Genomic DNA, 26,848 nt, shown 5'->3' with positions numbered 1-26,848 from the left:
ATGTCCGGGGACAGCGCCGCTTCGGCTCCCGGCCGGCCCGGCGCCGGTCCGGGACGCGCGTCCGGCCGCGGTGCGGGAAGTCCGCGCCGGGGCCGCCTCTTCACCGCCCTGCTGAGCGGCGGTGTCCAGGGCAGTCCGGTCGTCCGGCTGCTCATCCGCTGGGTGCGCCGTCCGCTGCTGCCCGTCATGCGGCTGTGGCGGCGCAACATCCAGCTCCGGGTCGTCGCCACCACCCTGCTGATGTCGCTCGGCGTCGTGCTGCTGCTCGGCTTCGTCGTCATCGGCCAGGTGCGCAACGGTCTGCTGGACGCGAAGGTCAAGGCGTCGCAGAGCCAGGCCTCCGGCGGGTTCGCCGTGGCCCGGCAGAGCGCCGACGAGACCGCGGCCGCCACCCACGGCGCCACGGCCGGCAACGGCACCGACGGCCAGCAGTCCCAGAACGTCATCCAGTGGATGAGCGACCTCGTGGAGTCGCTGTCCAGCGGCGGTTCGGGCGCCTTCGACGTGGTCACGCTGCCCGTCGGCGACGACAGCGGCGGTGGCCGCAGCCCGCGTGGTTCCGGGTACGTCAGCCCGGCCGAGAGCGTGCCCGCGAGCCTGCGCGACCGGGTCAACAGCAGCTCCAGCACCGCCGCCGCCCAGAGCTACACGCGGATCGTCTACAGCAACCGCAAGGAGTCCCAGCCCGCGCTGGTCATCGGCAAGCAGGTCAACGACCCCAACGGGCACCCGTACGAGCTGTACTACCTCTTCCCGCTCACCCAGGAGGAGAACTCGCTCAGCCTGGTCAAGGTCACGCTGGCGACCGCCGGCCTGTTCGTGGTCGTTCTCCTCGGGGCCATCGCGTGGCTGGTGGTGCGGCAGGTCGTGACGCCGGTGCGGATGGCGGCCGGAATCGCCGAGCGGCTGTCGGCCGGGCGGCTCCAGGAGCGGATGAAGGTCACCGGCGAGGACGACATCGCGCGCCTCGGCGAAGCCTTCAACAAGATGGCGCAGAACCTCCAGCTCAAGATCCAGCAGCTCGAGGACCTCTCGCGGATGCAGCGGCGGTTCGTCTCCGACGTCTCGCACGAGCTGCGCACCCCGCTGACCACCGTACGGATGGCCGCCGACGTCATCCACGAGGCCCGCGAGGACTTCGACCCGATGACCGCGCGGTCCGCCGAACTCCTCGCGGACCAGCTCGACCGGTTCGAATCGCTGCTCGCGGACCTGCTGGAGATCAGCCGGTTCGACGCGGGGGCGGCCGCGCTGGAGGCGGAGCCGATCGACCTCAGGGAGGTCGTCCGGCGGGTGGTCGGCGGTGCCGAGCCGCTCGCCGAGCGCAAGGGCAGCCGTATCCGCGTGGTGGGTGATCTCCAGCCCGTCGTGGCGGAGGCGGACGCCCGGCGGGTGGAGCGGGTGCTGCGGAACCTCGTCGTCAACGCCGTCGAGCACGGTGACGGCAAGGACGTGGTGGTCAAGCTGGCCAGCGCGGGCGGCGCGGTCGCCGTCGCGGTGCGGGACTACGGCGTCGGGCTCAAGCCCGGCGAGGCCACCCGCGTCTTCAGCCGCTTCTGGCGGGCCGACCCGGCACGCGCGCGCACCACCGGCGGCACCGGGCTCGGACTGTCGATCGCGCTGGAGGACGCCCGGCTGCACGGCGGCTGGCTCCAGGCGTGGGGCGAGCCGGGCGGCGGCTCACAGTTCCGGCTGACCCTGCCGCGTACCGCCGACGAGCCGCTGCGGGGCTCGCCGATACCGCTGGAGCCCAAGGACTCGCGCCGCAACCGTGGCCTGGACGACGGCGGCACTCCGCGTGGGGGAGCGGAGAAGCTGGCGACGGTCCCGGTGCAGCAGAGCGGCGGCAGCGGGTCCGCCCTCCCGCCGCGCCAGGGTGCCGCCACGCCGGTGGCCGATCCGACGGCGCTGCCCGGCAACGGCAACGGCAACCGTGTCGTGCCCCGGCCCGCGAACGGCGGACGGCGGCCCGACGACAGGACCGGCACCCAGGTGCCCGACCCGCGTGCCGCGGGGGGCCCGGAACCCGCAGGGCAGGACTCGACCGAGGCAGGGGAGGCGTTCCGTGGTCGCTGACCGCGAGGGGGGCGCCCGGCGTACGCCGGGGCGCGCGGTGACATACGCGGTCTGCGGGGCCGTACTGCTCGGTGGCTGCGCCTCGATGCCCGACAGCGGGGATCTGCGCAACGTGGAGTCCACGCCCCGCCAGGACACGGGGGTACGGGTCTTCGCCGTGCCGCCCGCCGAGGGTGCTTCCCCGCCCGAGATCATGCAGGGCTTCCTGGAGGCGCTGACCAGCGACGATCCGCACTACGACACGGCGCGCAAGTACCTCACCGCGCAGGCGGCGCGCGCCTGGCAGCCGGAGAGGTCGGCCACCGTGCTCGCGGACGGGCCCGGCATCGTGGCCGAGACCCCGCCGGCCGGCCGGGAGCCCAACACCGGGCGCGCGTACGCCTTGGCGGGTGACCGGGTGGCCACGGTGGACGATCAGCAGGCGTACGCCCCGGCGCACGGCGACTACCGCGCCAGGGTGCATCTGATCCAGGACCCCAAGAGCGGGCAGTGGCGCATCGACGCGCTGCCCGACGGTGTGGTGATGGGTAAGTCGGACTTCCAGCGCAACTACACGTCCGTCGACAAGTACTACTTCGCCAACCACACCAGGGCCGGGACGACCGGCGACCCGGTGGCCGTGGCCGACCCGGTGTTCATGCGCAGCAAGGTCGACCCGATGACCCAGTTGGTGCGGTCGCTGCTGCGCGGGCCCACCACCTGGCTCGGCCCCGTGGTCAGGTCCAGCTTCCCGACCGGGACGGCGCTGAAGAGCGGCACCACCGACCTGGCCCCGGACGACGAGAACAGGCTGACCGTGCCGCTGAACGCCAAGGCGGCCCACGTCGGCCCGGCGCGCTGCACGGAGATGGCGACCCAACTGCTGTTCACGCTGCGGAACCTGGCGCCGACCCTGGAATCGGTCGACCTGCGCGGGCCCGGCGGGGACCAGTTGTGCGACCTGACCGAGAGCCGCGCGGACTCCGTGGCCTGGCACGCCTCCGCGCAGAGCCCGGACTACCTCTACTACCTGGACGGCAAGCACCGGCTGACGAGGCTGCCCGCCTCCGGCGCCGGCACCGGCGGAACCCCGGTGCCGGGCGCGTTCGGCGAGGGCACCAAGCAGCTCGGGTCGGTCGCCGTCTCGCGGGACGAGCGCACGGCGGCCGGGGTCGGCGCCGACGGCAGGTCCCTGTACGTGACCCCGCTGGCCGCCGCCGCTCCGCTGGAGCCGCCGGTGCTGACCAGCCAGGGGCCCGGCGTGGACACCCGGCTGAGCCGGCCCGGCTGGGACGCGCGGGGCGACCTGTGGGTGGCCGACCTGAACCCGGCCCGGCCGCAGCTCTACGTGGTCCCGCAGGGCACCGGCAAGCCGGTCGCGGTGACGCTGCCGGAGCTGCCCGGTCCGCTCCGGGACGTACGGGTCGCCGCGGACGGCGCGCGGGTCGCGCTGGTGGTGGCGGCCAAGGGTGACAAGCAGTCGCTGCTCATCGGCCGGATCGAGGGCGGTGACAGCGTGAGCGCCGACGTGCGGAGCGGGGACGGAACCTCGGCCGAGCCTCCGGCCGTCGTCGATCCGCGTCCGGCCGCGCCCGACATGGAGCAGGTCACCGCCATGTCCTGGGCGGGTGACAGCCGCCTCGTCGTGGTCGGCCGCGAGCAGGGCGGGGTGCACCAGATGCGTTATGTGCAGGTGGACGGCTCCGCGCTGGAGGGTCCGGCGCCGGCCGCGCTGTCCCAGGTGAGGGCGATCGCCTCCGCCGAGGACGACCGGGTGCCGCTGGTGGCCTACTCGGAGGACGGGATCGTCCGGCTGCCTTCGGGGGCGCAGTGGCAGAAGCTGGACAAGGACGGGACGGCGCCGGTCTATCCCGGTTGACACCTGCTGAGCTGGGGGTTCCTTACCCTCGTCACTCCTGCGGGTGAGCGGTGCCGGACCCCGGTGCGGGTTGTCCACAGGGGCGTTTTCCACAGGGGTGGCCGGGTCGGCCGGGCCTCGGCACAGTGGTGGGCATGCGGGGATGGATGCGGGACCTCACCGACCTTGCGCTGCCGACCGAGTGCGGTGGCTGCGGGTCACCACCGGCTGTGCTGTGCGCACGGTGCCGGACGCTGCTGGAGCGCGCGGAGCCGCGCCGGGTGCGGCCGGTGCCCGAGCCGCCCGGCCTGCCGGTGGTGCACGCCGCCGCGCCTTACGCACGGGAGGTACGGGCGCTCCTCCTCGCGCACAAGGAGCGGGGCGCCCTGGCGCTCACCGGGGCACTGGGCGCGGCCCTGGCGGGAGCGGTGCGCGCCGGGATGGGGCCGGAGCCAGGCCGAGGCAGGGTGGAGTCACGTGCCGGGCCGGTGATCCTCGTGCCCGTGCCGTCCGCCCGCTGGGCCGTGCGGCGGCGGGGGCACGACCCGGTGCGGCGGATGGCGCTCGTGGCGGCCGGACGGCTGCGGCGGGCCGGTACTTCGGCGAGGGTGGCCGCCGTGCTGCGGCAGCGGCGGCCGGTGGTCGACCAGGCGGGGCTGGACGCCCGGCGGCGCCGGGAGAACCTCGCGGGAGCGCTGGAGGTGCGCGCGGGCGGCGCACAGCTCCTCGCCGGCGGACGGGTCGTGCTCGTCGACGACCTGATCACCACCGGCGCCAGCCTGGCCGAGGCGGCGCGGGCCCTCGGCGCGACGGCCGGAACACGCTGGGAGCAGGACATGCCTGTGTATCGCGGCGCAACTCGGGAAGGTAGGGAGGAACGACAGACCGGGCCACGATCACAGAGAGGAAAGTCGGTGCATGGGGCACCGGAAATGAGGCCGGTGAACATCATCGGAAGTGCCCTCCGGGCAGCGGTGATCGCCGCACCCCGTGATTCTTTCGAATAAGCGGGGAACCGACCGAGAACGTGCGTCGTTGCAGGTAGCGAGGGGAGTAATTCACCTGATCGGAGGTACGCCTCAGTAGAGGGTGACGACATCCGTCCGGGCGAGATATGTTCGGTGGTGAGGAAAGGCCCAGGGCCGCACCCCTCATATCCGATTGCCGCGCCGTGGGTTTTCCGTAAACCCCCGCGCGACGGGGATGGAGATCTCGCCCATGGGGGAGGAGGAGGTGGAAGTCACCGAGTCCGAGGTTCCGGGGCTCACCGGGACCTGGTGCGAAAGGGAGACGCTCCGCCTAGGGCGTGAGCGATCCGGGAACGGAGTTCTGCGTGGACATCGTCGTCAAGGGCCGCAAGACCGAAGTACCTGAGCGGTTCCGCAAGCACGTGGCCGAGAAGCTGAAGCTGGAGAAGATCCAGAGGCTCGACGGCAAGGTGATCAGCCTCGACGTCGAGGTGTCCAAGGAGCCCAACCCCCGTCAGGCCGACCGCTGTGACCGGGTGGAGATCACCCTCCACTCCCGCGGTCCGGTGATCCGGGCGGAGGCATCGGCCAGCGACCCGTACGCGGCCCTCGACATGGCCGCGGAGAAGCTGGACGCACGGCTGCGCAAGCAGCACGACAAGCGAGTCGTGCGCCGGGGCGCACGACGCACCCCGGCCGCCGAAGTACCCGACGTCGTCCCCGGCGTGGCGACGCTCTACCCCGACGGTGAGCCCGTGCCGACCGCCGAGTCCGACGGGGTGCCCACCAAGAAGATCGGCTCGCTGGAGGTCAAGGGCGAAGGCCCGCTGATCGTCCGCGAGAAGACCCACGTCGCCTCCCCGATGAGCCTCGACCAGGCCCTCTACGAGATGGAACTGGTCGGCCACGACTTCTACTTGTTCGTCGACTCCGAGACCAAGGAGCCGAGCGTCGTCTACCGGCGACACGCATACGACTACGGCGTCATCCACCTCAACACGGACCCGATGGTGGCGGAGGCGCAGTCGCCCGCGGCGGGTGACACGCTGGGCGGCTGACCTGCCCGGCGGGAGCGGAGACGGTGCCCCTGGGACGCGTGTGCGCCCCCAGGGGCACCGGTGTGCGACCGGTTCGCCCCCTCTGCGTCACCGTTCGGGCGCCGGAGCATGAAATCATGACCGCACCGGCCCAACCGGTGGGCCGCTGCCTTGGGTTGGCGATGGCACGGAATCACGGGCCACAGCCTTCAGGGGGAGGAACGATGGCGGACACCTTCGGACCGATGCGCGGTGCGGGCGCCGACGACGGCGTCATCGGCATGGAGCCGGACCCGGAGCCCGAACGCGACGAGCCGATCCGGGTGCTGGTGGTCGACGACCACGCGCTGTTCCGCCGAGGTCTGGAGATCGTGCTCGCGGCCGAGGAGGACATCCAGGTCGTCGGCGAGGCCGGTGACGGGGCCGAGGCCGTGGACAAGGCGGCCGATCTGCTGCCCGACATCGTGCTGATGGACGTGCGGATGCCCAGACGGGGCGGGATCGAGGCGTGCACCTCCATCAAGGAGGTCGCCCCCAGCGCGAAGATCATCATGCTGACGATCAGCGACGAGGAGGCCGACCTCTACGACGCCATCAAGGCGGGCGCGACCGGTTACCTCCTCAAGGAGATCTCCACCGACGAGGTGGCCACCGCGATCCGTGCCGTCGCGGACGGGCAGTCGCAGATCAGCCCCTCCATGGCGTCCAAGCTGCTCACCGAGTTCAAGTCGATGATCCAGCGCACCGACGAGCGGCGGCTCGTGCCCGCGCCCCGGCTGACCGACCGGGAGCTGGAGGTGCTCAAGCTCGTCGCCACCGGGATGAACAACCGGGACATCGCCAAGGAGTTGTTCATCTCGGAGAACACCGTGAAGAACCACGTCCGCAACATCCTGGAGAAGCTGCAACTGCACTCCCGGATGGAGGCGGTCGTCTACGCGATGCGCGAGAAGATCCTGGAGATCCGCTAGCGGCACCCGGCTAGGAGACGGCGCGGGCCAGCTCCAGCGTGAGTGGCGCGCGGAGTTCGGGGGCGTCGACCCGCTCCACCCGTACGTCCGTGCAGCCCACCCAGGACGCGGCCTCCACCAGGGCCTGCGCCACGCCCGGTACCGCCTTCGGGCCGTCCAGCGTGACCTGCCGGGCCACCAGCGTGCGGCCCTCGCGCGCCGGGTCCACCCGGCCGATCAGCCGCCCGCCGGACAGCACCGGCATGGCGAAGTAGCCGTACACCCGCTTCGGCTTGGGGACGTACGCCTCCAGGCGGTGGGTGAAGCCGAAGATCCGTTCCGTGCGCGCCCGTTCCCAGACCAGGGAGTCGAACGGGGAGAGCAGTGTGGTGCGGTGGCGGCCGCGCGGGGGTGTCGCCAGCGCGGCCGGGTCGGCCCAGGCGGGCTTGCCCCAGCCCTCGACCTCGACCGGCACCAGACCCGATTCGGCGATCACCGCGTCGACCTGCTCGCCCTTGAGGCGGTGGTAGTCCGCGATGTCCGCGCGGGTGCCCACGCCCAGCGCCTCGCCGGCCAGCCGGACCAGCCGGCGCAGGCACTCGGCGTCGTCCAGGTCGTCGTGGAGCAGCTCCTTGGGGATCGCTCGCTCGGCGAGGTCGTACACCCGCTTCCAGCTCCGGCGCTCCACGCAGACCACCTCGCCGTACATCAGCGCGCGCTCCACGGCGACCTTGGTGCCCGACCAGTCCCACCAGTCGCTGGTGCGCTTCGCGCCGCCCAGCTCGGTCGCGGTGAGCGGGCCTTCGGCGCGGAGCTGCTTGATCACCTGGTCGTAGACCCCCTCGGGCAACTGGTGGTTCCAGTGCGGGCGGTCGCGGTAGGCGCGGCGGCGGAACGCGAAGTGCGGCCACTCCTCGACGGGGAGGATGCACGCGGCGTGCGACCAGTACTCGAAGGCGTGGGGCGCGCCGGAGGCCGGGGTGTGCCAGTAGGCCGACTCCACGGACTTACGGCCGATCGCGCCCAGGCGTGCGTACGGGATCAGCTCGTGGGAGCGGGCCAGCACCGAGATGGTGTCGAGCTGGACCGCGCCCAGTGCCCGGAGCACCCCGCGCGCGCCCGAGCGGCGGTCGGGGGCGCCGAGGAAGCCCTGGGCCCGCAGGGCGAGTCGGCGGGCGTCGTCCGCGGTGAGGGTGACAGCGGGGCGCGGCAGGGTCGTCATGACGGGGACGATAGAGGGTGCCACTGACAGTCCCCGCCGACCTGCGCCTTCCCCTCCGACGGCCGGGCGGGCGCGGGCAGATACGGCACCGAGGAGCGCAGCCCGACGTCCGAGGGGAGCAGCGAGCCCACCCACGAGTCGCGCCGGATGCCCCTGCTGCCCACGCCCGCGCGCAGCACGCCCTCGACGGTGAAGCCGAGCCGTTCGGCCACCGCGCGGGAGGCGCTGTTGCCCACCTCGGCGCGCCACTCCAGCCGGTCCACCGAGAGCGCGGTGAAGGCCCAGCGGGCGACGGCGGAGGCGGCCTCGGTGACGTACCCCCGGCCGCGGTGCTCGCGCGCGGCCCAGTAGCCGAGTTCGCCGTGGCCGGGGCCGCGCATCGAGAGGCTGAGCATCCCGGTCAGCTCCCCGGCTGGCAGGAAGGCGCCGAAGGTGTACATCGAGTCGTCCGCCCAGCCCTCCGGCGCGGTGCCGCCGACGAACGCCTCGGCGTGTTCTGGCAGGTAGGGCGAGGGGAAGGAGGAGATCCAGCGCTGGATGGCGGGGTCCTGGGCCGCCGCGAACACGGCCTCGGCGTCGTCCGGGCGGACGGCGCGCAGCAGCAGGCGTTCGGTGGTCAGTACGACGGGGTCCATCCGGCGAGTGTGCGCGGAGCGGACATTACGTGCCAGCGCATTTCGCCCTGCGTGAGCGACGTATCACCATTCGCGCAAATCATCGGCGTGGCGCGGCACCATCCGTGGTCCCCGGACGTTGTCCGGAGTGGAGGGACCACTGCGCCGCCGGGCCTCCCGGCGCGGCGGGGTCCTCGCATACGATGGCCGTTGCTCAATCAAGTCTTATGGAAACCGACCGTCCCAGGCCCGACCGGCAAGGAGACCACCCCCCGTGTCCGTCCTCTCGAAGATCATGCGTGCAGGCGAAGGCAAGATCCTGCGCAAGCTGCACCGCATCGCGGACCAGGTCAACTCCATCGAAGAGGACTTCGTCGACCTCTCCGACGCCGAGCTGCGGGCTCTCACCGAGGAGTACAAGCAGCGGTACGCGGACGGCGAGAGCCTGGACGATCTGCTCCCCGAGGCGTTCGCCACCGTCCGCGAGGCCGCCAAGCGCGTCCTCGGCCAGCGTCATTACGACGTGCAGATCATGGGCGGCGCGGCGCTCCACCTCGGTTATGTGGCCGAGATGAAGACCGGTGAGGGCAAGACCCTCGTCGGCACGCTGCCCGCGTATCTGAACGCCCTCTCCGGTAAGGGCGTCCACCTGATCACGGTGAACGACTACCTGGCCGAGCGCGACTCCGAGATGATGGGCCGCGTCCACAAGTTCCTCGGCCTCGAAGTCGGCTGCATCCTGGCCAACATGACGCCGGCCGAGCGCCGCGAGCAGTACGCGTGCGACATCACCTACGGCACGAACAACGAGTTCGGCTTCGACTACCTCCGCGACAACATGGCGTGGGCGTCGGAGGAGCTGGTGCAGCGCGGCCACAACTTCGCCATCGTCGACGAGGTGGACTCGATCCTCGTGGACGAGGCCCGTACGCCGCTGATCATCTCCGGCCCCGCCGACCAGGCCACCAAGTGGTACGGCGACTTCGCCAAGCTGGTCACCCGCCTCAAGAAGGGCGAGGCCGGCAACCCCCTCAAGGGCATCGAGGAGACCGGCGACTACGAGGTCGACGAGAAGAAGCGCACCGTCGCCATCCACGAGTCCGGTGTCTCCAAGGTCGAGGACTGGCTGGGCATCGAGAACCTCTACGAGTCGGTCAACACCCCGCTGGTCGGCTACCTGAACAACGCCATCAAGGCCAAGGAGTTGTTCAAGAAGGACAAGGACTACGTCGTCATCGACGGCGAGGTCATGATCGTCGACGAGCACACCGGCCGTATCCTCGCCGGCCGCCGCTACAACGAGGGCATGCACCAGGCGATCGAGGCGAAGGAAGGGGTGGACATCAAGGACGAGAACCAGACGCTCGCCACGATCACCCTCCAGAACTTCTTCCGCCTCTACAAGCGCCACGACCAGCAGGGCAAGGAAATGCCGGGTCTCTCCGGCATGACCGGTACGGCGATGACCGAGGCCGCCGAGTTCCACCAGATCTACAAGCTCGGCGTGGTGCCGATCCCGACCAACCGGCCGATGGTCCGCAAGGACCAGTCGGACCTGATCTACCGCACGGAGGTCGCCAAGTTCGAGGCGGTCGTCGACGACATCGCGGAGAAGCACGAGAAGGGCCAGCCGATCCTGGTCGGCACCACCTCGGTGGAGAAGTCGGAGTACCTCTCCCAGCAGCTCAGCAAGCGCGGCATCCAGCACGAGGTGCTGAACGCCAAGCACCACGAGCGTGAGGCGTCGATCGTCGCGCAGGCGGGCCGCAAGGGCGCCGTGACGGTGGCCACCAACATGGCCGGCCGCGGTACCGACATCAAGCTCGGCGGCAACCCCGAGGACCTCGCCGAGGCCGAGCTGCGCCAGCACGGGCTCGACCCCGAGGAGCACATCGAGGAGTGGGCGGCCGCGCTGCCCGCCGCGCTGGCCCGGGCCGAGCAGGCGGTGAAGGCCGAGAAGGAAGAGGTCGAGCGGAGCGGCGGCCTCTACGTCCTCGGCACCGAGCGGCACGAGTCGCGCCGTATCGACAACCAGCTCCGCGGCCGGTCCGGCCGGCAGGGCGACCCCGGCGAGTCGCGGTTCTACCTCTCGCTCGGTGACGACCTGATGCGGCTGTTCAAGGCGCAGATGGTCGAGCGCGTGATGGCCATGGCCAACGTGCCGGACGACGTGCCGATCGAGAACAAGATGGTCACCCGCGCGATCGCGTCCGCGCAGTCGCAGGTCGAGCAGCAGAACTTCGAGACGCGCAAGAACGTCCTGAAGTACGACGAGGTGCTCAACCGGCAGCGCGAGGTCATCTACGGCGAGCGGCGCCGCGTCCTGGAGGGCGAGGACCTCCAGGAGCAGGTGCAGCACTTCATGAACGACACGATCGACGCGTACATCGCGGCCGAGACCGCCGAGGGGTTCCCCGAGGACTGGGACCTGGACCGGCTGTGGGGCGCCTTCCGGCAGCTCTACCCGGTGAAGGTCACCATCGAGGAGCTGGAGGACGCCGCGGGCGACCGGGCCGGTCTCACCGCGGAGTTCATCTCCGAGTCCATCAAGGACGACATCCACGCCCAGTACGAGGCGCGTGAGGAGCAGCTCGGCTCCGAGATCATGCGTGAGCTGGAGCGGCGGGTCGTGCTGTCGGTGCTGGACCGCAAGTGGCGCGAGCACCTCTACGAGATGGACTACCTCCAGGAGGGCATCGGCCTGCGCGCGATGGCGCAGAAGGACCCGCTGGTGGAGTACCAGCGCGAGGGCTTCGACATGTTCACCGCCATGATGGAGGGCATCAAGGAGGAGTCCGTCGGCTACCTGTTCAACCTGGAGGTCCAGGTCGAGCAGCAGGTCGAGGAGGTCCCGGTCGAGGCCCAGCCGGTCGGCGAGGGCGTCCAGGACACCGTGCCCGCGCAGGTCCCCGCCGGGGCGCGTCCGGAGATCCGGGCCAAGGGCCTCGACGTGCCGCAGCGCCGCGAGCTGCACTTCTCCGCGCCCACTGTGGACGGCGAGGGCGGCGTCATCGAGCGCGACCTCGAGGACGACGAGCCCATCCGCTCCGAGTCCGACGGCCTGACCCGCGCGGAACGCCGCCGCCAGGCCAAGGGCGGCCGGCGCCGCAAGAAGTAGCGCGCGCCGCTTCAGCAGTGCTCCGGGGCCGGGCCCTCCCAAACGGGGGCCCGGCCCCGGAGCCGTTTCGTACCGGCTCCAGGGGGGACCGGGCGGCACAGCTCAGCCGCGCTCTGAAGGGCCCCTGACGCGCTCCAGGGGCCCTTCAAGGCGCGGCTGGGCGACGGCCCGACGGAGTGGCCAGTTCCACCGCTGTGCAGCGCCAGCGGAGGTCTTCCGACTGTTCCAGGCGGAAGGCCAGGGCGCGGAGGTGGTCGCCGGCGGCGATGCGGGCGAAGACCTCGAGGGCGCCGGTGCGGGGGACGAACCAGCCGAGGTCGTGGACGGCGGGGCGGGGGCCGCGGGTGCGGAGCGGGGTGCGTTCGGCGAGCCGGACCAGGTCGTCGTAGGCGGCGCCCGCGGTGTGGCGGAGCATCCAGTGGACCGGGCGCTGGCCGCTCAGCACCGCCAGCAGGCGGTCCGCGAAGAGGTCGGTGGGGCGCGCCGTGGTGGTGCGGCCGCGCGTGGGGGTGCTGCCGGGGCGGCGGGTGTCGTGGCGGGTCGGCGGGCGGTGGTGCGGCCGGGTCTGCGGCTTGCGGCTCATGACCTTGTTCATGGAAGTCCCCGTTCGGCCGGCCCGGCGGATACCGGGCGGTAACTCAAGTAGGTGGGGACCTTGTACGGGGGCGGGGACCGGCCCGGCAAGGATGTCCGGCCGGTGTCGCGGGCCGCACGGGGTTCACTTATCCGGGTGACGGACGGCTCGTGAACCCGGTGCCTGCCCAGTGCGGCAGGGTGATGTGCGGTGCGGTGGCTTGACGCCGTAGGGGGGTCGGGCGGGGACTCGAAAGGGGACGGCCGCACGTATTCTGGAGGCCCTCCTTTGACCAGGAGAGTGACCAGGAGAGCGACCAGGCAAGTGCCCAGGAAAGAGCGGCCCGCATGCGCGTCTACGTACCCATGACCCTCCCCGGTCTCGCCAAGGCCCACGAGACGGGTGTGCTGGCGGCGGACCCGTTCGCCGCCTACGCCGTGACGCCCGCGCTGCGCGAGTGGTGCGGCACGGACGACCTGGAGGAGCTGGAGTACACCGCGCTCGGCGAGGCCGCGAGCGCCTCGCTGTGGCTGCTGGCAGCCGACCCGGAGGCGGCCCCGCGCCGCGTCGTCGTCGCGGTCGATGTCGCCGACGGCGCCGTCACCCCGGACCCGGACGGCCTCGGTGAGGTGACGGTCGCCGCGTCGGCCCGGCTCGCCAAGGCCGCCGCCGTGCACGCCGACGCCGACGACGCGGAGGCCGACGTCACCGCCGCCGCACGGGCCGTCGAGGCGGCCGGCGCCGGCGACGACGCGGCCCGCACGGCCGTGGACACCGCCGAGGACCATGAGTTGCTGTGGTTCGCCACGCAGGAGATCCCCGCCCTGCTCACAACCCCCTGACCTGCGCGGACCCCCTCGCCCTTACCCACTGTCAGTGGCCCCCGGTACCGTCTTCGCATGGGGATGCAACGAAGCGCACACATCGTCTGGGACTGGAACGGGACCCTGTTCCACGACAACGACGCGATCATCGGGGCGACCAACGCGGCCTTCGCCGAGCTGGGCCTGGAGCCGATCACGCTGGAGCGGTACCGCGCGCTGTACTGCGTCCCCGTACCCAAGTTCTACGAGCGCCTGATGGGCCGGCTCCCCAGTGACCTGGAGTGGGAGGTCATGGACGGCGCCTTCCAGCGGCACTACGCCGAGCACCGGGTGCGCTGCGGGCTCACCGAGGGCGCGGCCGAGCTGCTGGCCGGCTGGGGAGCGGACGGCCACAGCCAGTCCCTGCTGAGCATGTACGGGCACGAGGAGCTGGTCCCGCTGGTGCGCGGCCTCGGCATCGAGTCGCACTTCCTGCGCGTGGACGGCCGTACCGGCCCCTCCGGCGGCAGCAAGGCCGAGCACATGGTCCGCCACCTCAAGGCGATGAGCACCCTGGTCGACCCCGAGCGGACCGTGGTCATCGGGGACGCGGCCGACGACGCGCTGGCCGCCCGGCACGTCGGCGCGCACGCCGTGCTCTACACGGGCGGCTCGCACGGCCCGGAGAGCCTGCGCGGCGCCGGCGCACCCGTGGTGGACAGCCTGGCCGAGGCCGTCGCGGAGGCCCGGCGAATAGCATCGTGACGGCGTCGCGGCCGTTCGGGCCCTGGCGCGAATACGCCACCGAGCCCCTCGCCGCCGCTGTGCAGAACGTCAAACTTCACCCCCCGGTTTTGTACACATACGGCTCATGACGGGGCCCCCGTCGGGAGCGATAGCCTTGTGGCGTGATCAGCGCGATATCTCGCGGGGACGCCACAGTCCCTGCCCTGCGCCCGGACCGCACGGACGAACTCCGTGACCGGGCGGCGGTCGCTGGTCCTCTCGGGCGGGACGGGGGCGCCGCAGCCCCCCGGACACCGGGGACGGCCTCCGGCACGACGGTGCGGAGAGCAGCGTCGCTTCCGACAAGTCTGTCGACAATGGCCGAAATCCCCCCGCCCATCTCGCCTCGCGGCATAGCGTCGGAACGGACCGGACACCTCGGGCCGTGGCGTCATACCGGAGGGGAAGAAACCGTACTTCCTTCTACGTCACGCAACGGCGCGCGACAGGAGCCAGAGGACAATGCAGACCAAGCTGGACGAAGCCAAGGCCGAGCTGCTCGATCGGGCCGCTCGGGTAGCTGAGAACAGCCCGGTCGGGGGGCATCTACCGACCGGGACCACGAGCGAGGGCACCTCCGGCACCCCGGACAGCGAAGCGGTGCTCGCGTTCCTCCAGCGCTACTACCTGCACACCGCCCCGGAAGACCTCGCCGACCGCGACCCGGTCGACGTCTTCGGTGCCGCGGTCTCCCACTACCGTCTCGCCGAGACCCGCCCGCAGGGCACGGCCAACGTGCGGGTGCACACCCCGACCGTGGAAGAGAACGGGTGGACGTGCAGCCACACCGTCGTGGAGGTCGTCACCGACGACATGCCGTTCCTGGTCGACTCGGTGACCAACGAGCTGACCCGTCAGGGCCGCGGCATCCACGTCGTGATCCACCCGCAGGTCGTCGTCCGCCGTGACGTCACCGGCAAGCTGATCGAGGTCCTGCCCACCGGCCCGCACGGCGAGCTGCCGCACGACGCGCACGTCGAGTCCTGGATCCACGTCGAGACCGACCGCGAGACCGACCGCGCCGACCTCAAGCAGATCTCCGCCGACCTGCTGCGCGTCCTGTCCGACGTGCGCGAGGCCGTCGAGGACTGGGAGAAGATGCGCGAGGCGGCCGTCCGGATCGCCGACGAGCTGCGCGACGAGCCCCGCCCGGCCGACCTCCCCGCCGCCGAGGTGGACGAGGCCCGCGAGCTGCTGCGCTGGCTCTCCGCCGACCACTTCACCTTCCTCGGCTACCGCGAGTACGAGCTGCGCGGCGACGACTCGCTCAGCGCCAAGGCCGGCACCGGTCTCGGCATCCTGCGCTCCGACCCGCACCACTCCGAGGACGACGAGCACCCGGTCAGCCCCTCCTTCGAGCGGCTCCCGGCCGACGCCCGCGCCAAGGCCCGCGAGCACCGCCTGCTGGTGCTGACCAAGGCCAACAGCCGCGCCACCGTGCACCGCCCGTCGTACCTGGACTACATCGGCGTCAAGAAGTTCGACGCGGACGGCAACGTCGTCGGCGAGCGCCGCTTCCTGGGTCTGTTCTCCTCCGCCGCGTACACCGAGTCCGTGCGCCGGGTGCCGGTGATCCGCCGCAAGGTCGCCGAGGTGCTGGAGCGCGCCGGGTTCTCGCCCAACAGCCACGACGGCCGCGACCTGCTCCAGATCCTGGAGACCTACCCGCGCGACGAGCTGTTCCAGACCCCGCCCGCCGAGCTGCAGTCCATCGCCACGAGCGTGCTGTACCTCCAGGAGCGCCGCCGGCTGCGGCTCTACCTGCGCCAGGACGAATACGGCCGCTACTACTCGGCCCTGGTCTACCTGCCGCGCGACCGGTACACCACCGGCGTCCGGCTGCGGATCATCGACATCCTCAAGGAGGAACTGGGCGGCATCAGCGTCGACTTCACCGCCTGGAACACCGAGTCGATCCTGTCCCGGCTGCACTTCGTCGTCCGCGTCCCGCCCGGCACCGAGTTGCCCCACCTCTCCGACGCCGACAAGGAGCGCATCGAGGCCCGCCTGGTCGAGGCCACCCGCTCCTGGTCCGACGGCTTCGCCGAGGCGCTCAACGCCGAGTGCGGCGAGGAACGCGCCGCCGAGCTGCTGCGCCGCTACAGCAACGCCTTCACCGAGGGCTACAAGGCCGACCACTCCCCGCGCGCCGCGGTCTCCGACCTGGTGCACCTGGAGCGGCTGAGCGACGACAAGGGCAACGACTTCTCGCTCAGCCTGTACGAGCCGGTGGGCGCCGCCCCCGGTGAGCGCCGCTTCAAGATCTACCGCAAGGGCGACGCGGTCTCCCTCTCCGCCGTGCTGCCGGTCCTCAACCGGCTCGGCGTCGAGGTCGTCGACGAGCGCCCCTACGAGCTGCGCCGCACCGACCGCAGCACCGCCTGGATCTACGACTTCGGCCTGCGCCTGCCGCAGACCGCCGGCGGTGCCGACCAGCTCGGCGAGGACGGCCGCGAGCGGTTCCAGGACGCGTTCGCCGCGACCTGGACCGGCCAGGCGGAGAACGACGGCTTCAACTCACTGGTGCTGAGCGCCGGGCTGACCTGGCGCCAGGCGATGGTGCTGCGCGCCTACGCCAAGTACCTGCGCCAGGCCGGCTCCACCTTCAGCCAGGACTACATGGAGGACACCCTCCGCAACAACGTCCACACCACCCGGCTGCTGGTGTCCCTGTTCGAGGCCCGGATGTCCCCGGACCGGCAGAAGGCCGGCCTGGAGATCACCGACGCCCTGCTGGAGGAGCTGGACGCCGCGCTGGACCAGGTGGCGAGCCTGGACGAGGACCGCATCCTGCGCTCCTTCCTGACCGTCATCAAGGCCACCCTGCGCACCAACTTCTTCCAGGAAGCCCGCGACGGCGGCCCGCACGCGTACGTGTCGATGAAGTTCGACCCGCAGGCCATCCCCGACCTGCCCGCACCGCGCCCGGCGTACGAGATCTGGGTGTACTCGCCGCGGGTCGAGGGCGTGCACCTGCGCTTCGGCAAGGTCGCGCGCGGGGGCTTGCGCTGGTCGGACCGGCGCGAGGACTTCCGTACCGAGATCCTCGGTCTGGTCAAGGCGCAGATGGTGAAGAACACCGTCATCGTGCCGGTCGGCGCCAAGGGCGGGTTCGTCGCCAAGCAGTTGCCCGACCCCAGCGTGGACCGGGACGCCTGGCTGGCCGAGGGCATCGCCAGCTACAAGACGTTCATCTCCGCCCTGCTCGACATCACCGACAACATGGTGGCCGGCGAGGTCGTCCCGCCCGAGGACGTGGTGCGCCACGACGGCGAGGACACCTACCTGGTGGTCGCGGCCGACAAGGGCACCGCGACGTTCTCCGACATCGCCAACGAGGTCGCCCAGTCCTACGACTTCTGGCTCGGGGACGCCTTCGCCTCCGGCGGCAGCGCGGGCTACGACCACAAGGGCATGGGCATCACCGCGCGCGGTGCCTGGGAGTCGGTGAAGCGGCACTTCCGCGAGCTGGACCTGGACACCCAGTCCGAGGACTTCACGGTCGTCGGCATCGGTGACATGTCCGGTGACGTGTTCGGCAACGGCATGCTGCTCTCCGAGCACATCCGTCTGGTCGCCGCCTTCGACCACCGGCACATCTTCATCGACCCGGTCCCGGACGCGGCCACCGGCTACGCCGAGCGCCGCCGCCTGTTCGAGCTGCCCCGGTCGAGCTGGGCCGACTACGACACCTCGCTGCTGTCGGCGGGCGGCGGGATCTTCCCGCGCAGCGCCAAGTCGATCCCGCTGAACCACCACATCCGGGAGGCGCTGGGCATCGAGGAGAAGGTCTCCAAGATGACCCCGGCCGACCTGATGAAGACGATCCTGAAGGCGCCGGTCGACCTGCTGTGGAACGGCGGCATCGGCACCTACGTCAAGTCCTCGGCGGAGACCGACGCCAATGTCGGTGACAAGGCCAACGACGCCATCCGCGTCGACGGCGCCGACCTGCGCGTCAAGGTCGTCGGCGAGGGCGGCAACCTGGGCCTGACCCAGCTCGGCCGGATCGAGTTCGCGCTCCAGGGCGGCCGGATCAACACCGACGCCATCGACAACAGCGCCGGTGTGGACACCTCCGACCACGAGGTGAACATCAAGATCCTGCTCAACAGCCTGGTCACCGAAGGGGACATGACCGTCAAGCAGCGCAACAAGCTGCTCGCGGAGATGACCGACGAGGTCGGCGCCCTGGTCCTGCGCAACAACTACGCGCAGAACACCGCGCTGGCCAACGCGCTCGCCCAGTCCAAGGACATGCTGCACGCGCAGGCCCGGTTCATCCGGCACCTGGTGCGCGAGGGCCACCTCGACCGGGCGCTGGAGTTCCTGCCCACCGACCGCCAGATCCGGGAGCGGCTGAACCAGGGCCAGGGCCTCACCAGCCCCGAGACCGCGGTGCTGCTGGCGTACACGAAGATCACGGTCGCCGAGGAGCTGCTGCACACCTCGCTGCCGGACGACGACTACCTGCGCGGGCTGCTGCACGCGTACTTCCCGACCGCGCTGCGCGAGCGGTTCGCCGAGTTCATCGACAACCACCCGCTGCGCCGCGAGATCACCACCACCGTGCTGGTCAACGACACGGTGAACACCGGCGGCACCACCTATCTGCACCGGCTGCGCGAGGAGACCGGGGCCTCGCTGGAGGAGATCGTCCGCGCCCAGACCGCGGCCCGCGCGATCTTCTCCTCGTCCCCGGTGTGGGACGCGGTGGAGGCGCTGGACAACCAGGTCGACGCGGCCGTGCAGACCCGCATCCGGCTGCACTCGCGCCGGCTGGTCGAGCGCGGCACCCGCTGGCTGCTGAACAACCGGCCGCAGCCGCTCCAGCTCGCCGAGACCGTGGAGTTCTTCGCGGACCGGGTCGAGCAGGTCTGGCAGCAGATGCCGAAGATGCTGCGCGGCGCCGACCTCGAGTGGTACCAGCACGTGTACGACGAGCTGTCCGCCGCCGGTGTCCCGGCCGAACTCGCCACCCGCGTGGCCGGGTTCTCCTCCGCCTTCCCGGCGCTGGACATCGTCTCGGTGGCCGACCGCACGGGCAAGGAGCCGCTGGACGTGGCCGAGGTGTACTACGACCTCGCCGACCGGCTGCACATCACCCAGCTCATGGACCGCATCATCGAGCTGCCCCGCGCGGACCGCTGGCAGTCGATGGCCCGCGCCTCCATCCGCGAGGACCTGTACGCGGCGCACGCGGCGCTCACCGCGGACGTGCTCGCGGCGGGCGACGGCACCTCCACGCCGGAGCAGCGGTTCAAGGCATGGGAGGAGAAGAACGCGCCCATCCTGAGCCGGGCGCGCGCCACGCTGGAGGAGATCCGCAGCTCGGACGCGTTCGACCTCGCCAACCTCTCGGTGGCGATGCGCACGATGCGGACGCTGCTGCGCACGCACGCCTGACCGGCGCCGCCTGAGCCAAGGGCGCCCCCGGACCGGAGAACCCGGTGCGGGGGCGCCCTTGTTGCCTTCGGGGTGGTCTGTCCGTTTCGGATAGGGTCTGGCCCGTGACAGCGAACCTCACCGGGTCCCGCGCGCGGGACGGCCGTCCGTCGCCGGCGACCCCGTCACTGGTGGCGGTCGCCCTCGCCGCGCTCGTCCCGCTGCTGATGCTGCTGGCCGTGGTCCGGCTGCCCTGGGCCGGCGACCTCGGCATACACGCGGCGACCGTGCAGCGGCTCCGGCACAGCCTGCTGAACCCCGGCAACCCGCTGGTCGACGCGGACACCCCGAGCCCGTACTACTCGCCCTGGATGCTGGTCCTTGGCCTGCTCGCCCGGCTGACCGGCCTGCCGGTGTTCGTGGTGCTGCGGATCGGCGCGCTGGTGGGGCTCGGGCTGCTGTTCACCGGGGTGTGGCGGTACGTCCGCACGCTCAGCGCGCACCGGGCGGCACCCGCGGTGGCGATCCTGTGCCTGGTTCTCCTGTGGGGCCCCGACCTGCTCAACTGGAGCGGTTTCCTCGGCCTGAACAGCCTCGCGCTGACGGTCGCGTACCCCAGCGTGTTCGCGCTCGGGCTGTCCTTCCACTTCTGGGCCTGGCTCACGACCACGCTCCGCACGCCCGCGGGCTGGGCCCCTTGGGCGGGCCTCGGCGTGCTCTGGGCGCTGATCCTGCTCTGCCACCAGTTCACCGGCGTGGTCGCCACCCTCGGCGCGCTCGCCACGGTCCTCGCCGCCCGCCCGGACCGCCGGCTCCTCCCGAGGCTCGCCGCCGCGCTCGCCGTGGGTATCGTCCTGCTGTGGCTGTGGCCGTACTACGACTTCTTCGCGCTGTTCTCCGCCGGCACCGGGCTTGAGGCGATCCACCGTTCGCTCTACTCCGACCTGCTCGGCCGGTTCGGGCTGGCCCTGCTCGGGGTCGTCGCCCTCGTCCTTCGCTGGCGGCGCGATCACCGGGACCCGCTGGTGCTGTTCTTCGCGCTCGGCGCCCTGCTGTTCGCGGCCGGGGGGCTCACCGGGCACTACTCGTGGGGCCGCGCCGCGCCCGCCGCGCTGATCCCGGCCCAGCTCGCGGCCGCGCTGGAGACGGTGTCGGCCGGGCGGCGGGCGTTCCGGCTCGGCTGGGCCTGCGTGCTCGGTGTCGCCCTGGCCGTGGGCGCCTGGGGCCAGGCGGGGATGCTCGGCTACGTCGTCCCGCGCGACGCGCTGCCCGCCCCGCTCGCCGCCAAGTACCGCCCGCCGTGGGTCGGTTACCACTGGATCACGCCCTGGGTCGGCTACGGACAGGTGGTGATGGCCCGTACGATGCCGTCCCGGCAGATCCCCGCGTACGGCCCGTACACCGTGGCGCCCGGCTACCCGGACGTCTTCCTGCCGGACCAGGGCGGCCGGGAGGCGGCGGTGGAGCGGTACTTCGACGCCGGCACCTCCTCCGAGACCCGGCGGGCCATAGCGCGCCGGTACGGGGTGCGCTGGGTGATCGGGCCGGCCGCCGACGCGGAGCCGTGGCTGCGCCCGGTGACGACCGGCCCGGCCGGCCAGGTGCTCTACGAGGTGCGCGGCTGAGCGGGGCTCACTTCAGCTCGCTTTCACTTCAGCTCGCTCTCACTCCAGCGCACTCTCACTTCAGGCGCGCCCTCACTTCAGCGCGCTCGTCACCAGCCGGAAGGCGTTGCGCACCCGGGGCCGGTCGATCCTGCGCACCACCGGCCGCAGCACCCGGGCCGTGACCCCCACCGGCTGCCAGCGGATCTGGAGCCGGCCGGGGTTGCGGCCCTCGGGCTCCACGGTGATCCGGTGCGCGGCGCCGCCCGACTCCACCCGCGCGGTCAGGGCCGGGAAGGCGAGCGGTGCCAGCAGCAGCCCCGAGTGCGCGAGGCCCTGCTGCTGGAGCCGGACCTGCGGGTGCCGGACCCCCTCGAAGCCCTGGAGGGGGAGCCGGGCCCGGGTCAGGTCCAGATGGACCCGCCCCTCGAACACGCCGGGCCGCACCGGGTCCAGCCGGAACGGCACCGTCAGCCGCCGCCGGCCGGGGGAGAGCAGCAGCCCGGCCCGCTGCGGGCCCACCGGGAGCCGCAGTCCGGGGTCGTAGGTGCGCACCGTCAGGGTCAGCGCGGCGCCGGGGCCGGGCCGCAGGTCGGTGATCTCGTGCCGGAAGAAGGCGGTGGAGAAGGGGCGGGTCTCCAGGTCCAGGTCGGTCAGGTCCAGCTCCCGGCGCCCCCGCTCGGTCGCGGGTACCGAGCCGCCCCAGTAGGGCGTGCCGTCGGTGCCGGCGGTGACCTCGGGGGGCGCCACCGGGTGACCCAGGCCGCGCGCGGCGAGCCGTACCCCGTCGAGGTCGCCCTCGCGCAGCAGCTCCAGCACCACCCGCTCCGGCCGGGGCAGCCGGGCGTAGGCGCCCTCGGCGAGGGTGTCCAGGTACGGGTTCATGATCTCGGCGAACTCCGCCAGCCAGGCGTCGTCCCGGTAGGGCAGGTCGCCCGCGTACATCCGGAAGTCGTGCTTGAGGAACTTGAAGTCCTTGTCCTCGCGCAGCCCCGCCTGCCCGCTCTCCACCAGGAAGGCGTCGATGAGGCGCTGCACGTGGACCCGGTCGGCGACGTTGGAGATCTTGTGCCGCTGGTTGGAGATGGAGGCGCTGGACTCGGCCGCGTACGGCTCGATGTACCAGGTGTAGACCGGGTCCGGGATGATCGTGAAGGCCCGCGCGAGGCCGTACGCCTGGGCCGAGAAGAGCTGGTCCTCGTAGTGGATGCCCTCGGGGAAGCGCAGGTGGTGGCGGTCGAGGAAGGCGCGGGCGTACATCTTGCTGGTCGACAGGTGCTCGAAGAGCAGCCGGGGGTCGGCCGCGATGCCGTCCAGGGTGCGGCGCTCGCGGACCAGGTGCGGCATCCAGGTGGTGCGGCGGCCGTTGTCCACCCGGACCCGGCGCACCGCGCCCATGGTGAAGTCGACCTCGCGCTCCCGGTGCGCGGCGAGCAGCAACTCGATGGCGCGGGGCGGAAGTTCGTCGTCGCTGTCGAGGAACATCAGGTAGGGGGCGCGGGCGATGTCGATGGCCCGGTTGCGCGGGGCGCTGCATCCGCCGCTGTTCTCCGGCAGGCGCAGGTAGCGCACCCGGCTGTCCTCTGCGGCCAGCCTCCGCGCCACCTCGGGGGTGTCGTCGGTGGAGTGGTCGTCGCTGATGACGATCTCGATGTTCTCGTGGGTCTGCGCGCGCAGGGAGGCGACCGCGCGGGGCAGCCGGGCCGCGTCGTTGTAGACGATGACGGTGACCGTGACATCGGGGGTCGTCATCCTTGGAGCTCCTCGGGCGTCGGGGCGGGGATACGTTCCTCCAGCGGAAGGACGGGCGGCAGCGCCTCCTCGGGCTCACCGAGGAACACCCGCCGCACGACCCGTTCGGCGGCCCGCCCGTCGTCGTACTCGCAGAACCGGCGCCGGAACGCCGTGCGGGCCTTCGTCGCGGTCTCGTCGCGCCAGGCGCCCGAGGTGAGGATCTCGGTCAGCTCCTCCTGGGTGCGGGCGACCCGGCCGGGGGCCTCGGCCATCAGGTCGAAGTAGACGCCGCGCGTGGTGCGGTAGGTCTCCCAGTCGTCGGCGTGCACGACGATCGGGCGGTCCAGGTTGGCGTAGTCGAACATGATCGACGAGTAGTCCGTGACCAGCACGTCGGCGGCCAGGCACAGTTCCTCGACCGGGTCGTAGGTGGAGACGTCGATGATGCGGCCGGTGCGGCGCAGCCCGGTCAGCGGGGAGGCCGCGCCGTCGCCGTAGAAGTAGTGGGCGCGCACCAGCAGCACGGTGTCCTCGCCGAGCCGGTCGGCGAGGGTGGCGAGGTCCAGGCGCGGGGTGAACCCGGCCTCGTAGTCGCGGTGCGTGGGCGCGTAGAGGACGGCGGTGCGGCCGGGCGGGATGCCGAGGCGTTCGCGGGCGGCGCGCACGTCGTCGGCGGTGGCGGTGTAGAAGACGTCGTTGCGCGGATAGCCGTGGTCCAGCGAGGTGTAGCGGGCCGGGTAGGCGCGCTCCCACATCCGGGTGGAGTGGCTGTTGGCGCTGACGCTGTAGTCCCACTTGTCGATCCGGGACAGCAGCGCCGCGAAGTCGAGACCCTGTGCGGCCGCCGGGTGCTCCCGCTGGTCCAGGCCCATGCGCTTGAGCGGGGTGCCGTGGTGGGTCTGGAGGTGCACCGAGCCGGGGCGCTTGACCACCGCGTTGGGGAAGTTGACGTTGTTGACCAGGTACTTGGCGGTGGCCAGCGTCTCCCAGTAGCGCCGGGTGCCGGGGACGACGTGGTCGGTGCCGTGGGGGAGGAGGGCCGCGTTCTCCTTGGTCACCACCCACACCGGGTGGATGTGCGGGGCGAGTTCGGCCAGCTTGGCGGCGATGGCGGCCGGGTTGCAGGCCACCCCCCGGTCCCAGTAGGCCGCGAACACGGCCAGATTCGGATCGAGCGGCCGGCTGAGCGCCCTGCGGTACTGCTGTTCGCGCAGCCGCACCCCGAGCCGCCGCTTGCGGGCGCGGACCGCCTTGCGGGCGGAGCGCCGGGTGCGGTTGGCGGTCTGCAGCGCCCGGTACCTGGTGTACGCGCCCTCCTCCAGCAGCGCGTGCCGTACGCCCTCCAGGCCCGCCGGGCGCTGGTGGCCCTCGGGGCGCCAGCGGACGGCGGCGGCCGAGGCGCGGCGGAAGAACTCGCGGGCCACCGGCTCCGGCATGCCCTCGCGGGCGAAGACCCGCACCAGGTCACGGACCATCAGCCCGTACAGCACCGCCCGCACCGGGCGGCGGCCCTCCGTGAGGGCGAGCAGGCGCTCGTAGCGGTCGATCAGGGCGTAGCGGTCCTCGGGGGTGCGCGGCGGGAGGCTCTCCCGGCGCAGCCGGCGGTCGTCGTACGCCGTCTGGTCCAGGCAGGCCACGCGGTCGGCGCGGAGCAGGGCGGCCTGGGCGATGAAGTTCTCGTCGCCGCCGGAGAACTCCGCCTCGTGCGCCCGCCAGAACGCGGCGCGTACCGCGCGGGTGCCGAGCAGCGGGGTGAGGCGGAGCAGGTCGGGGGAGTCGTCCAGGGCGACGGCGGCGCGGCCGGCCCCGGCCAGCAGGCGGCCGTCGCGGGAGGGGACGGCGGTGGTGCGCCAGGTGGTGGTGACGTGGTCCAGCAGGACGACGTCGGTGCGCTCGTCCAGTTCGGCGGTGCGCTCGGCCAGCAGCCGGGGGGCTCCGGCGGGCAGCCCGTCCTTGGCGTGCACGAAGTGCAGCCAGCGGCCCGAGGCCCGCGCCGCCCCCGCCGCCCGGGCCTCGGCGTCCGGCGTGCCCTCGGGCAGCGGCACGGTGACCGTCTCCGGGGCGTGACCCTCGGCCGTCTCCCGCGCCCAGTCGCCGACCGCCGCGACGATCACCTCGGTGTCCGGGAGCGGATGGGCGTCCAGGGAGTCGAGCAGTTCGGCCAGATGCCCCTGCGTGTTGGGCCCGTGGACGATGACGCTGAGTTGGGGCATCTGGAGGGGCTCCTTCGGCTCTTCGTCCCGGCGGTCACCTTTCATAACATACTGTCATTACATGACTGAAAGGGATATCCACGCGTGAAGTGGAGGCCCCCTCGTCTACTTCTTCTTGCGGTCGCCCGTGAACGCCTCGTACTCCTTGAGCACGTCCTCGGTGGCGCCGTCCATGCGCAGCTCGCCGCGCTCCAGCCAGAGCACCCGCTCGCAGGTGTCGCGGATGGAGTTGTTGTTGTGGCTGACCAGGAAGACCGTGCCGGCGTGCTTGCGCAGCTCGCGGATGCGGGCCTCGGAGCGCTTCTGGAAGGAGCGGTCGCCGGTGGCCAGCGCCTCGTCGATCAGTAGCACGTCGTGGTCCTTGGCGGCGGCGATGGAGAAGCGGAGCCGGGCCGCCATGCCGGAGGAGTAGGTGCGCATCGGCAGGGTGATGAAGTCGCCCTTCTCGTTGATCCCGGAGAAGTCGACGATGTCCTGGTAGCGCTCCTTGATCTGCTCGCGGGACATCCCCATGGCGAGGCCGCCGAGGTGGACGTTGCGCTCGCCGGTCAGGTCGCTCATCAGGGCCGCGTTGACGCCCAGCAGGGAGGGCTGGCCGTCGGTGTAGATGTGGCCGTTCTCCACCGGGAGCAGGCCGGCCACCGCCTTGAGCAGGGTGGACTTGCCGGAGCCGTTGGAGCCGATCAGGCCGATCGCCTCACCGCGGTAAGCGGCGAAGGACACGTTCTTCACGGCGTGCACCCGGCGCACCCCCGCCGCCTTCTCGGCCTTGCCCCGGCGCAGGATGCGGTTGAGGGCGGCGGTGGCCGAGCCCCGGCCCGCGCCGGTGCCGTTGACCCGGTAGACGATGTCGACGCGGTCGGCGACCACGGTGGGGACCGGCTCGGCGCTCGTGCCGTGCGCGGTCGGGACGGGGGAGATGGTCTGCTCAGCCACGGCCGTAGGTCTCCTCAGCCTTCCAGAAGTAGATGAAGCCGCCGATCCCGGCGGCGACCGCCCAGCCGGCCGCCGCGAGCCACACGTGCGGGGGCAGCTTGTCGGCGCCGAAGCTGTCGATCAGCGCGAACCGCATGAGGTCGATGTAGAGCGCGGCCGGGTTGTACTCCAGCAGCAGCGACAGCGCCCGGGGCTGGTCCGCGGTGTGCTGGTCGATGCTCCACATCACGCCGGACACGTACATCCAGGTGCGCAGCAGGAACGGCATGAGCTGGGCGATGTCCGGGGTCTTGGCGCCCATCCGGGCCAGCACCATCGACACGCCCGCGTTGAACACGAACTGGAGCACCAGCGCGGGCAGCGCCAGCAGCCACGACACCGAGACCGGCACGCCCACGCACAGGATGATCGCGATCAGCGCCAGCATCGAGAACAGCAACTGCTGGAGCTGCTGGAGGCAGAACGAGATCGGCAGCGCGGCGCGCGGGAAGTGCAGCGCCCGCACCAGCCCGAGGTTGCCGGAGATGGCGCGGGTGCCCGCCATGATCGAGCTCTGCGTGAACGTCCACACGAACACGCCCGTCACCAGGAACGGGATGAAGTCGGAGACCCCGCGCTTGGTGCCCAGCAGCACGCCGAAGATGAAGTAGTAGACCGCCGCGTTCAGCAGCGGGGTCATCACCTGCCAGAGCTGGCCGAGCTTCGCCTGGCTGTACTGGGCGGTCAGCTTGGCGGTGGCGAAGGCGGTGATGAAGTGCCGCCGGTCCCAGAGCTGCCGGACGTACGCCGGGACGGAGGGGCGGGCGCCGCTGACGGTCAGGCCGTGCCGGGCGGCCAGAGCCGCCAGGTCGCCGTCGGCCGGAGCCTTCATGGGGGGCGGTGCGTCGAGGACCTGGCTCACATCCGCTGCTTTCGAATCGGGTGGTGGGGGAAGCGCGGTCCGCCGGTTGCCCGCCGTCTCCGCGCGCTTTTCCGTCCGTTTACCAACGTC

General features: G+C 71.8%; 17 protein-coding genes. 10 read left to right on the top strand and 7 right to left on the bottom strand.

The genetic code is table 11. The features are described 5' to 3' along the window. From mtrB to ACZ3HQ_RS20405, 5 genes are all read left to right on the top strand, one after another. Positions 1 to 2,076 carry an MtrAB system histidine kinase MtrB gene (gene mtrB / locus ACZ3HQ_RS20425; protein ID WP_467512787.1) on the top strand — a complete coding sequence of 692 codons (2,076 nt, stop codon included), beginning with the start codon at positions 1 to 3 and terminating at the stop codon, positions 2,074 to 2,076. Beyond that, a complete protein-coding gene (locus tag ACZ3HQ_RS20420; RefSeq protein WP_467512785.1) occupies positions 2,066 to 3,934 on the top strand; it encodes an LpqB family beta-propeller domain-containing protein in 1,869 nt (622 codons plus the stop codon). The genes mtrB and ACZ3HQ_RS20420 overlap by 11 nt, the downstream gene beginning before the upstream one ends. Before the next feature lie 134 nt (positions 3,935 to 4,068). Further along, positions 4,069 to 4,920, top strand: a complete 852-nt coding sequence (locus ACZ3HQ_RS20415; RefSeq protein ID WP_467512783.1) for a ComF family protein — start codon at positions 4,069 to 4,071, stop codon at positions 4,918 to 4,920. Between the two features lie 326 nt (positions 4,921 to 5,246). Further along, positions 5,247 to 5,939, top strand: a complete 693-nt coding sequence (gene hpf, locus ACZ3HQ_RS20410) for a ribosome hibernation-promoting factor, HPF/YfiA family (protein WP_467512831.1) — start codon at positions 5,247 to 5,249, stop codon at positions 5,937 to 5,939. Positions 5,940 to 6,142: 203 nt separating this feature from the next. Then, positions 6,143 to 6,889 carry a response regulator gene (locus ACZ3HQ_RS20405; RefSeq protein ID WP_467512781.1) on the top strand — a complete coding sequence of 249 codons (747 nt, stop codon included), beginning with the start codon at positions 6,143 to 6,145 and terminating at the stop codon, positions 6,887 to 6,889. A 10-nt stretch (positions 6,890 to 6,899) separates the two neighbouring features. Here the strand turns inward: ACZ3HQ_RS20405 and ACZ3HQ_RS20400 are convergent, their stop codons facing one another. Together ACZ3HQ_RS20400 and ACZ3HQ_RS20395 are read right to left on the bottom strand one after the other, a co-directional pair. Further along, positions 6,900 to 8,090, bottom strand: a complete 1,191-nt coding sequence (locus tag ACZ3HQ_RS20400; protein WP_467512779.1) for a winged helix-turn-helix domain-containing protein — start codon at positions 8,088 to 8,090, stop codon at positions 6,900 to 6,902. Further along, the gene (locus ACZ3HQ_RS20395; RefSeq protein ID WP_467512777.1) at positions 8,087 to 8,725 is read right to left on the bottom strand and encodes a GNAT family N-acetyltransferase; all 639 of its coding nucleotides are present in this window, start codon (positions 8,723 to 8,725) and stop codon (positions 8,087 to 8,089) included. Before ACZ3HQ_RS20395 ends, ACZ3HQ_RS20400 begins: the two co-directional genes overlap by 4 nt. A gap of 253 nt (positions 8,726 to 8,978) precedes the next feature. Between ACZ3HQ_RS20395 and secA the strand changes: the two genes are divergently transcribed. Further along, complete coding sequence (gene secA / locus ACZ3HQ_RS20390) at positions 8,979 to 11,822, top strand: preprotein translocase subunit SecA (RefSeq protein ID WP_467512775.1); 2,844 nt, start codon at positions 8,979 to 8,981, stop codon at positions 11,820 to 11,822. Between the two features lie 145 nt (positions 11,823 to 11,967). Here the strand turns inward: secA and ACZ3HQ_RS20385 are convergent, their stop codons facing one another. Further along, entirely contained in the window at positions 11,968 to 12,417 is a 450-nt protein-coding gene (locus ACZ3HQ_RS20385) for an Rv3235 family protein (protein ID WP_467512773.1), read from the bottom strand. A gap of 326 nt (positions 12,418 to 12,743) precedes the next feature. Here ACZ3HQ_RS20385 and ACZ3HQ_RS20380 point away from each other — a divergent pair, with 326 nt between their 5' ends. From ACZ3HQ_RS20380 to ACZ3HQ_RS20365, 4 genes are all read left to right on the top strand, one after another. Further along, on the top strand, positions 12,744 to 13,238 hold the full coding sequence (locus tag ACZ3HQ_RS20380) for a DUF6912 family protein (protein WP_467512771.1): 495 nt from the start codon (positions 12,744 to 12,746) through the stop codon (positions 13,236 to 13,238). A gap of 57 nt (positions 13,239 to 13,295) precedes the next feature. Then, entirely contained in the window at positions 13,296 to 13,964 is a 669-nt protein-coding gene (locus ACZ3HQ_RS20375; protein ID WP_467512769.1) for an HAD family hydrolase, read from the top strand. 483 nt (positions 13,965 to 14,447) lie between these two features. After that, positions 14,448 to 19,391, top strand: coding sequence for an NAD-glutamate dehydrogenase (locus ACZ3HQ_RS20370; protein ID WP_467512767.1), 4,944 nt, complete (start codon positions 14,448 to 14,450; stop codon positions 19,389 to 19,391). A gap of 206 nt (positions 19,392 to 19,597) precedes the next feature. After that, entirely contained in the window at positions 19,598 to 20,995 is a 1,398-nt protein-coding gene (locus tag ACZ3HQ_RS20365; protein ID WP_467512829.1) for a hypothetical protein, read from the top strand. A 72-nt stretch (positions 20,996 to 21,067) separates the two neighbouring features. Here ACZ3HQ_RS20365 and ACZ3HQ_RS20360 read toward each other — a convergent pair whose 3' ends face one another. The 4 genes from ACZ3HQ_RS20360 to ACZ3HQ_RS20345 form a co-directional block, all read right to left on the bottom strand. Further along, positions 21,068 to 22,726, bottom strand: coding sequence for a glycosyltransferase family 2 protein (locus tag ACZ3HQ_RS20360; RefSeq protein WP_467512765.1), 1,659 nt, complete (start codon positions 22,724 to 22,726; stop codon positions 21,068 to 21,070). Next, positions 22,723 to 24,921: a CDP-glycerol glycerophosphotransferase family protein gene (locus ACZ3HQ_RS20355; RefSeq protein WP_467512763.1), complete on the bottom strand. Its 2,199-nt coding sequence runs from the start codon at positions 24,919 to 24,921 to the stop codon at positions 22,723 to 22,725. The genes ACZ3HQ_RS20360 and ACZ3HQ_RS20355 overlap by 4 nt, the downstream gene beginning before the upstream one ends. A gap of 105 nt (positions 24,922 to 25,026) precedes the next feature. After that, positions 25,027 to 25,857 carry an ABC transporter ATP-binding protein gene (locus ACZ3HQ_RS20350; RefSeq protein WP_467512761.1) on the bottom strand — a complete coding sequence of 277 codons (831 nt, stop codon included), beginning with the start codon at positions 25,855 to 25,857 and terminating at the stop codon, positions 25,027 to 25,029. Further along, a complete protein-coding gene (locus tag ACZ3HQ_RS20345; RefSeq protein WP_467512759.1) occupies positions 25,850 to 26,758 on the bottom strand; it encodes an ABC transporter permease in 909 nt (302 codons plus the stop codon). Before ACZ3HQ_RS20345 ends, ACZ3HQ_RS20350 begins: the two co-directional genes overlap by 8 nt. Positions 26,759 to 26,848: the final 90 nt, after the last annotated feature.

Source organism: Streptomyces sp. NPDC018263, from assembly GCF_055562575.1.
This window is presented reverse-complemented; position numbering and strand designations above follow the sequence as displayed.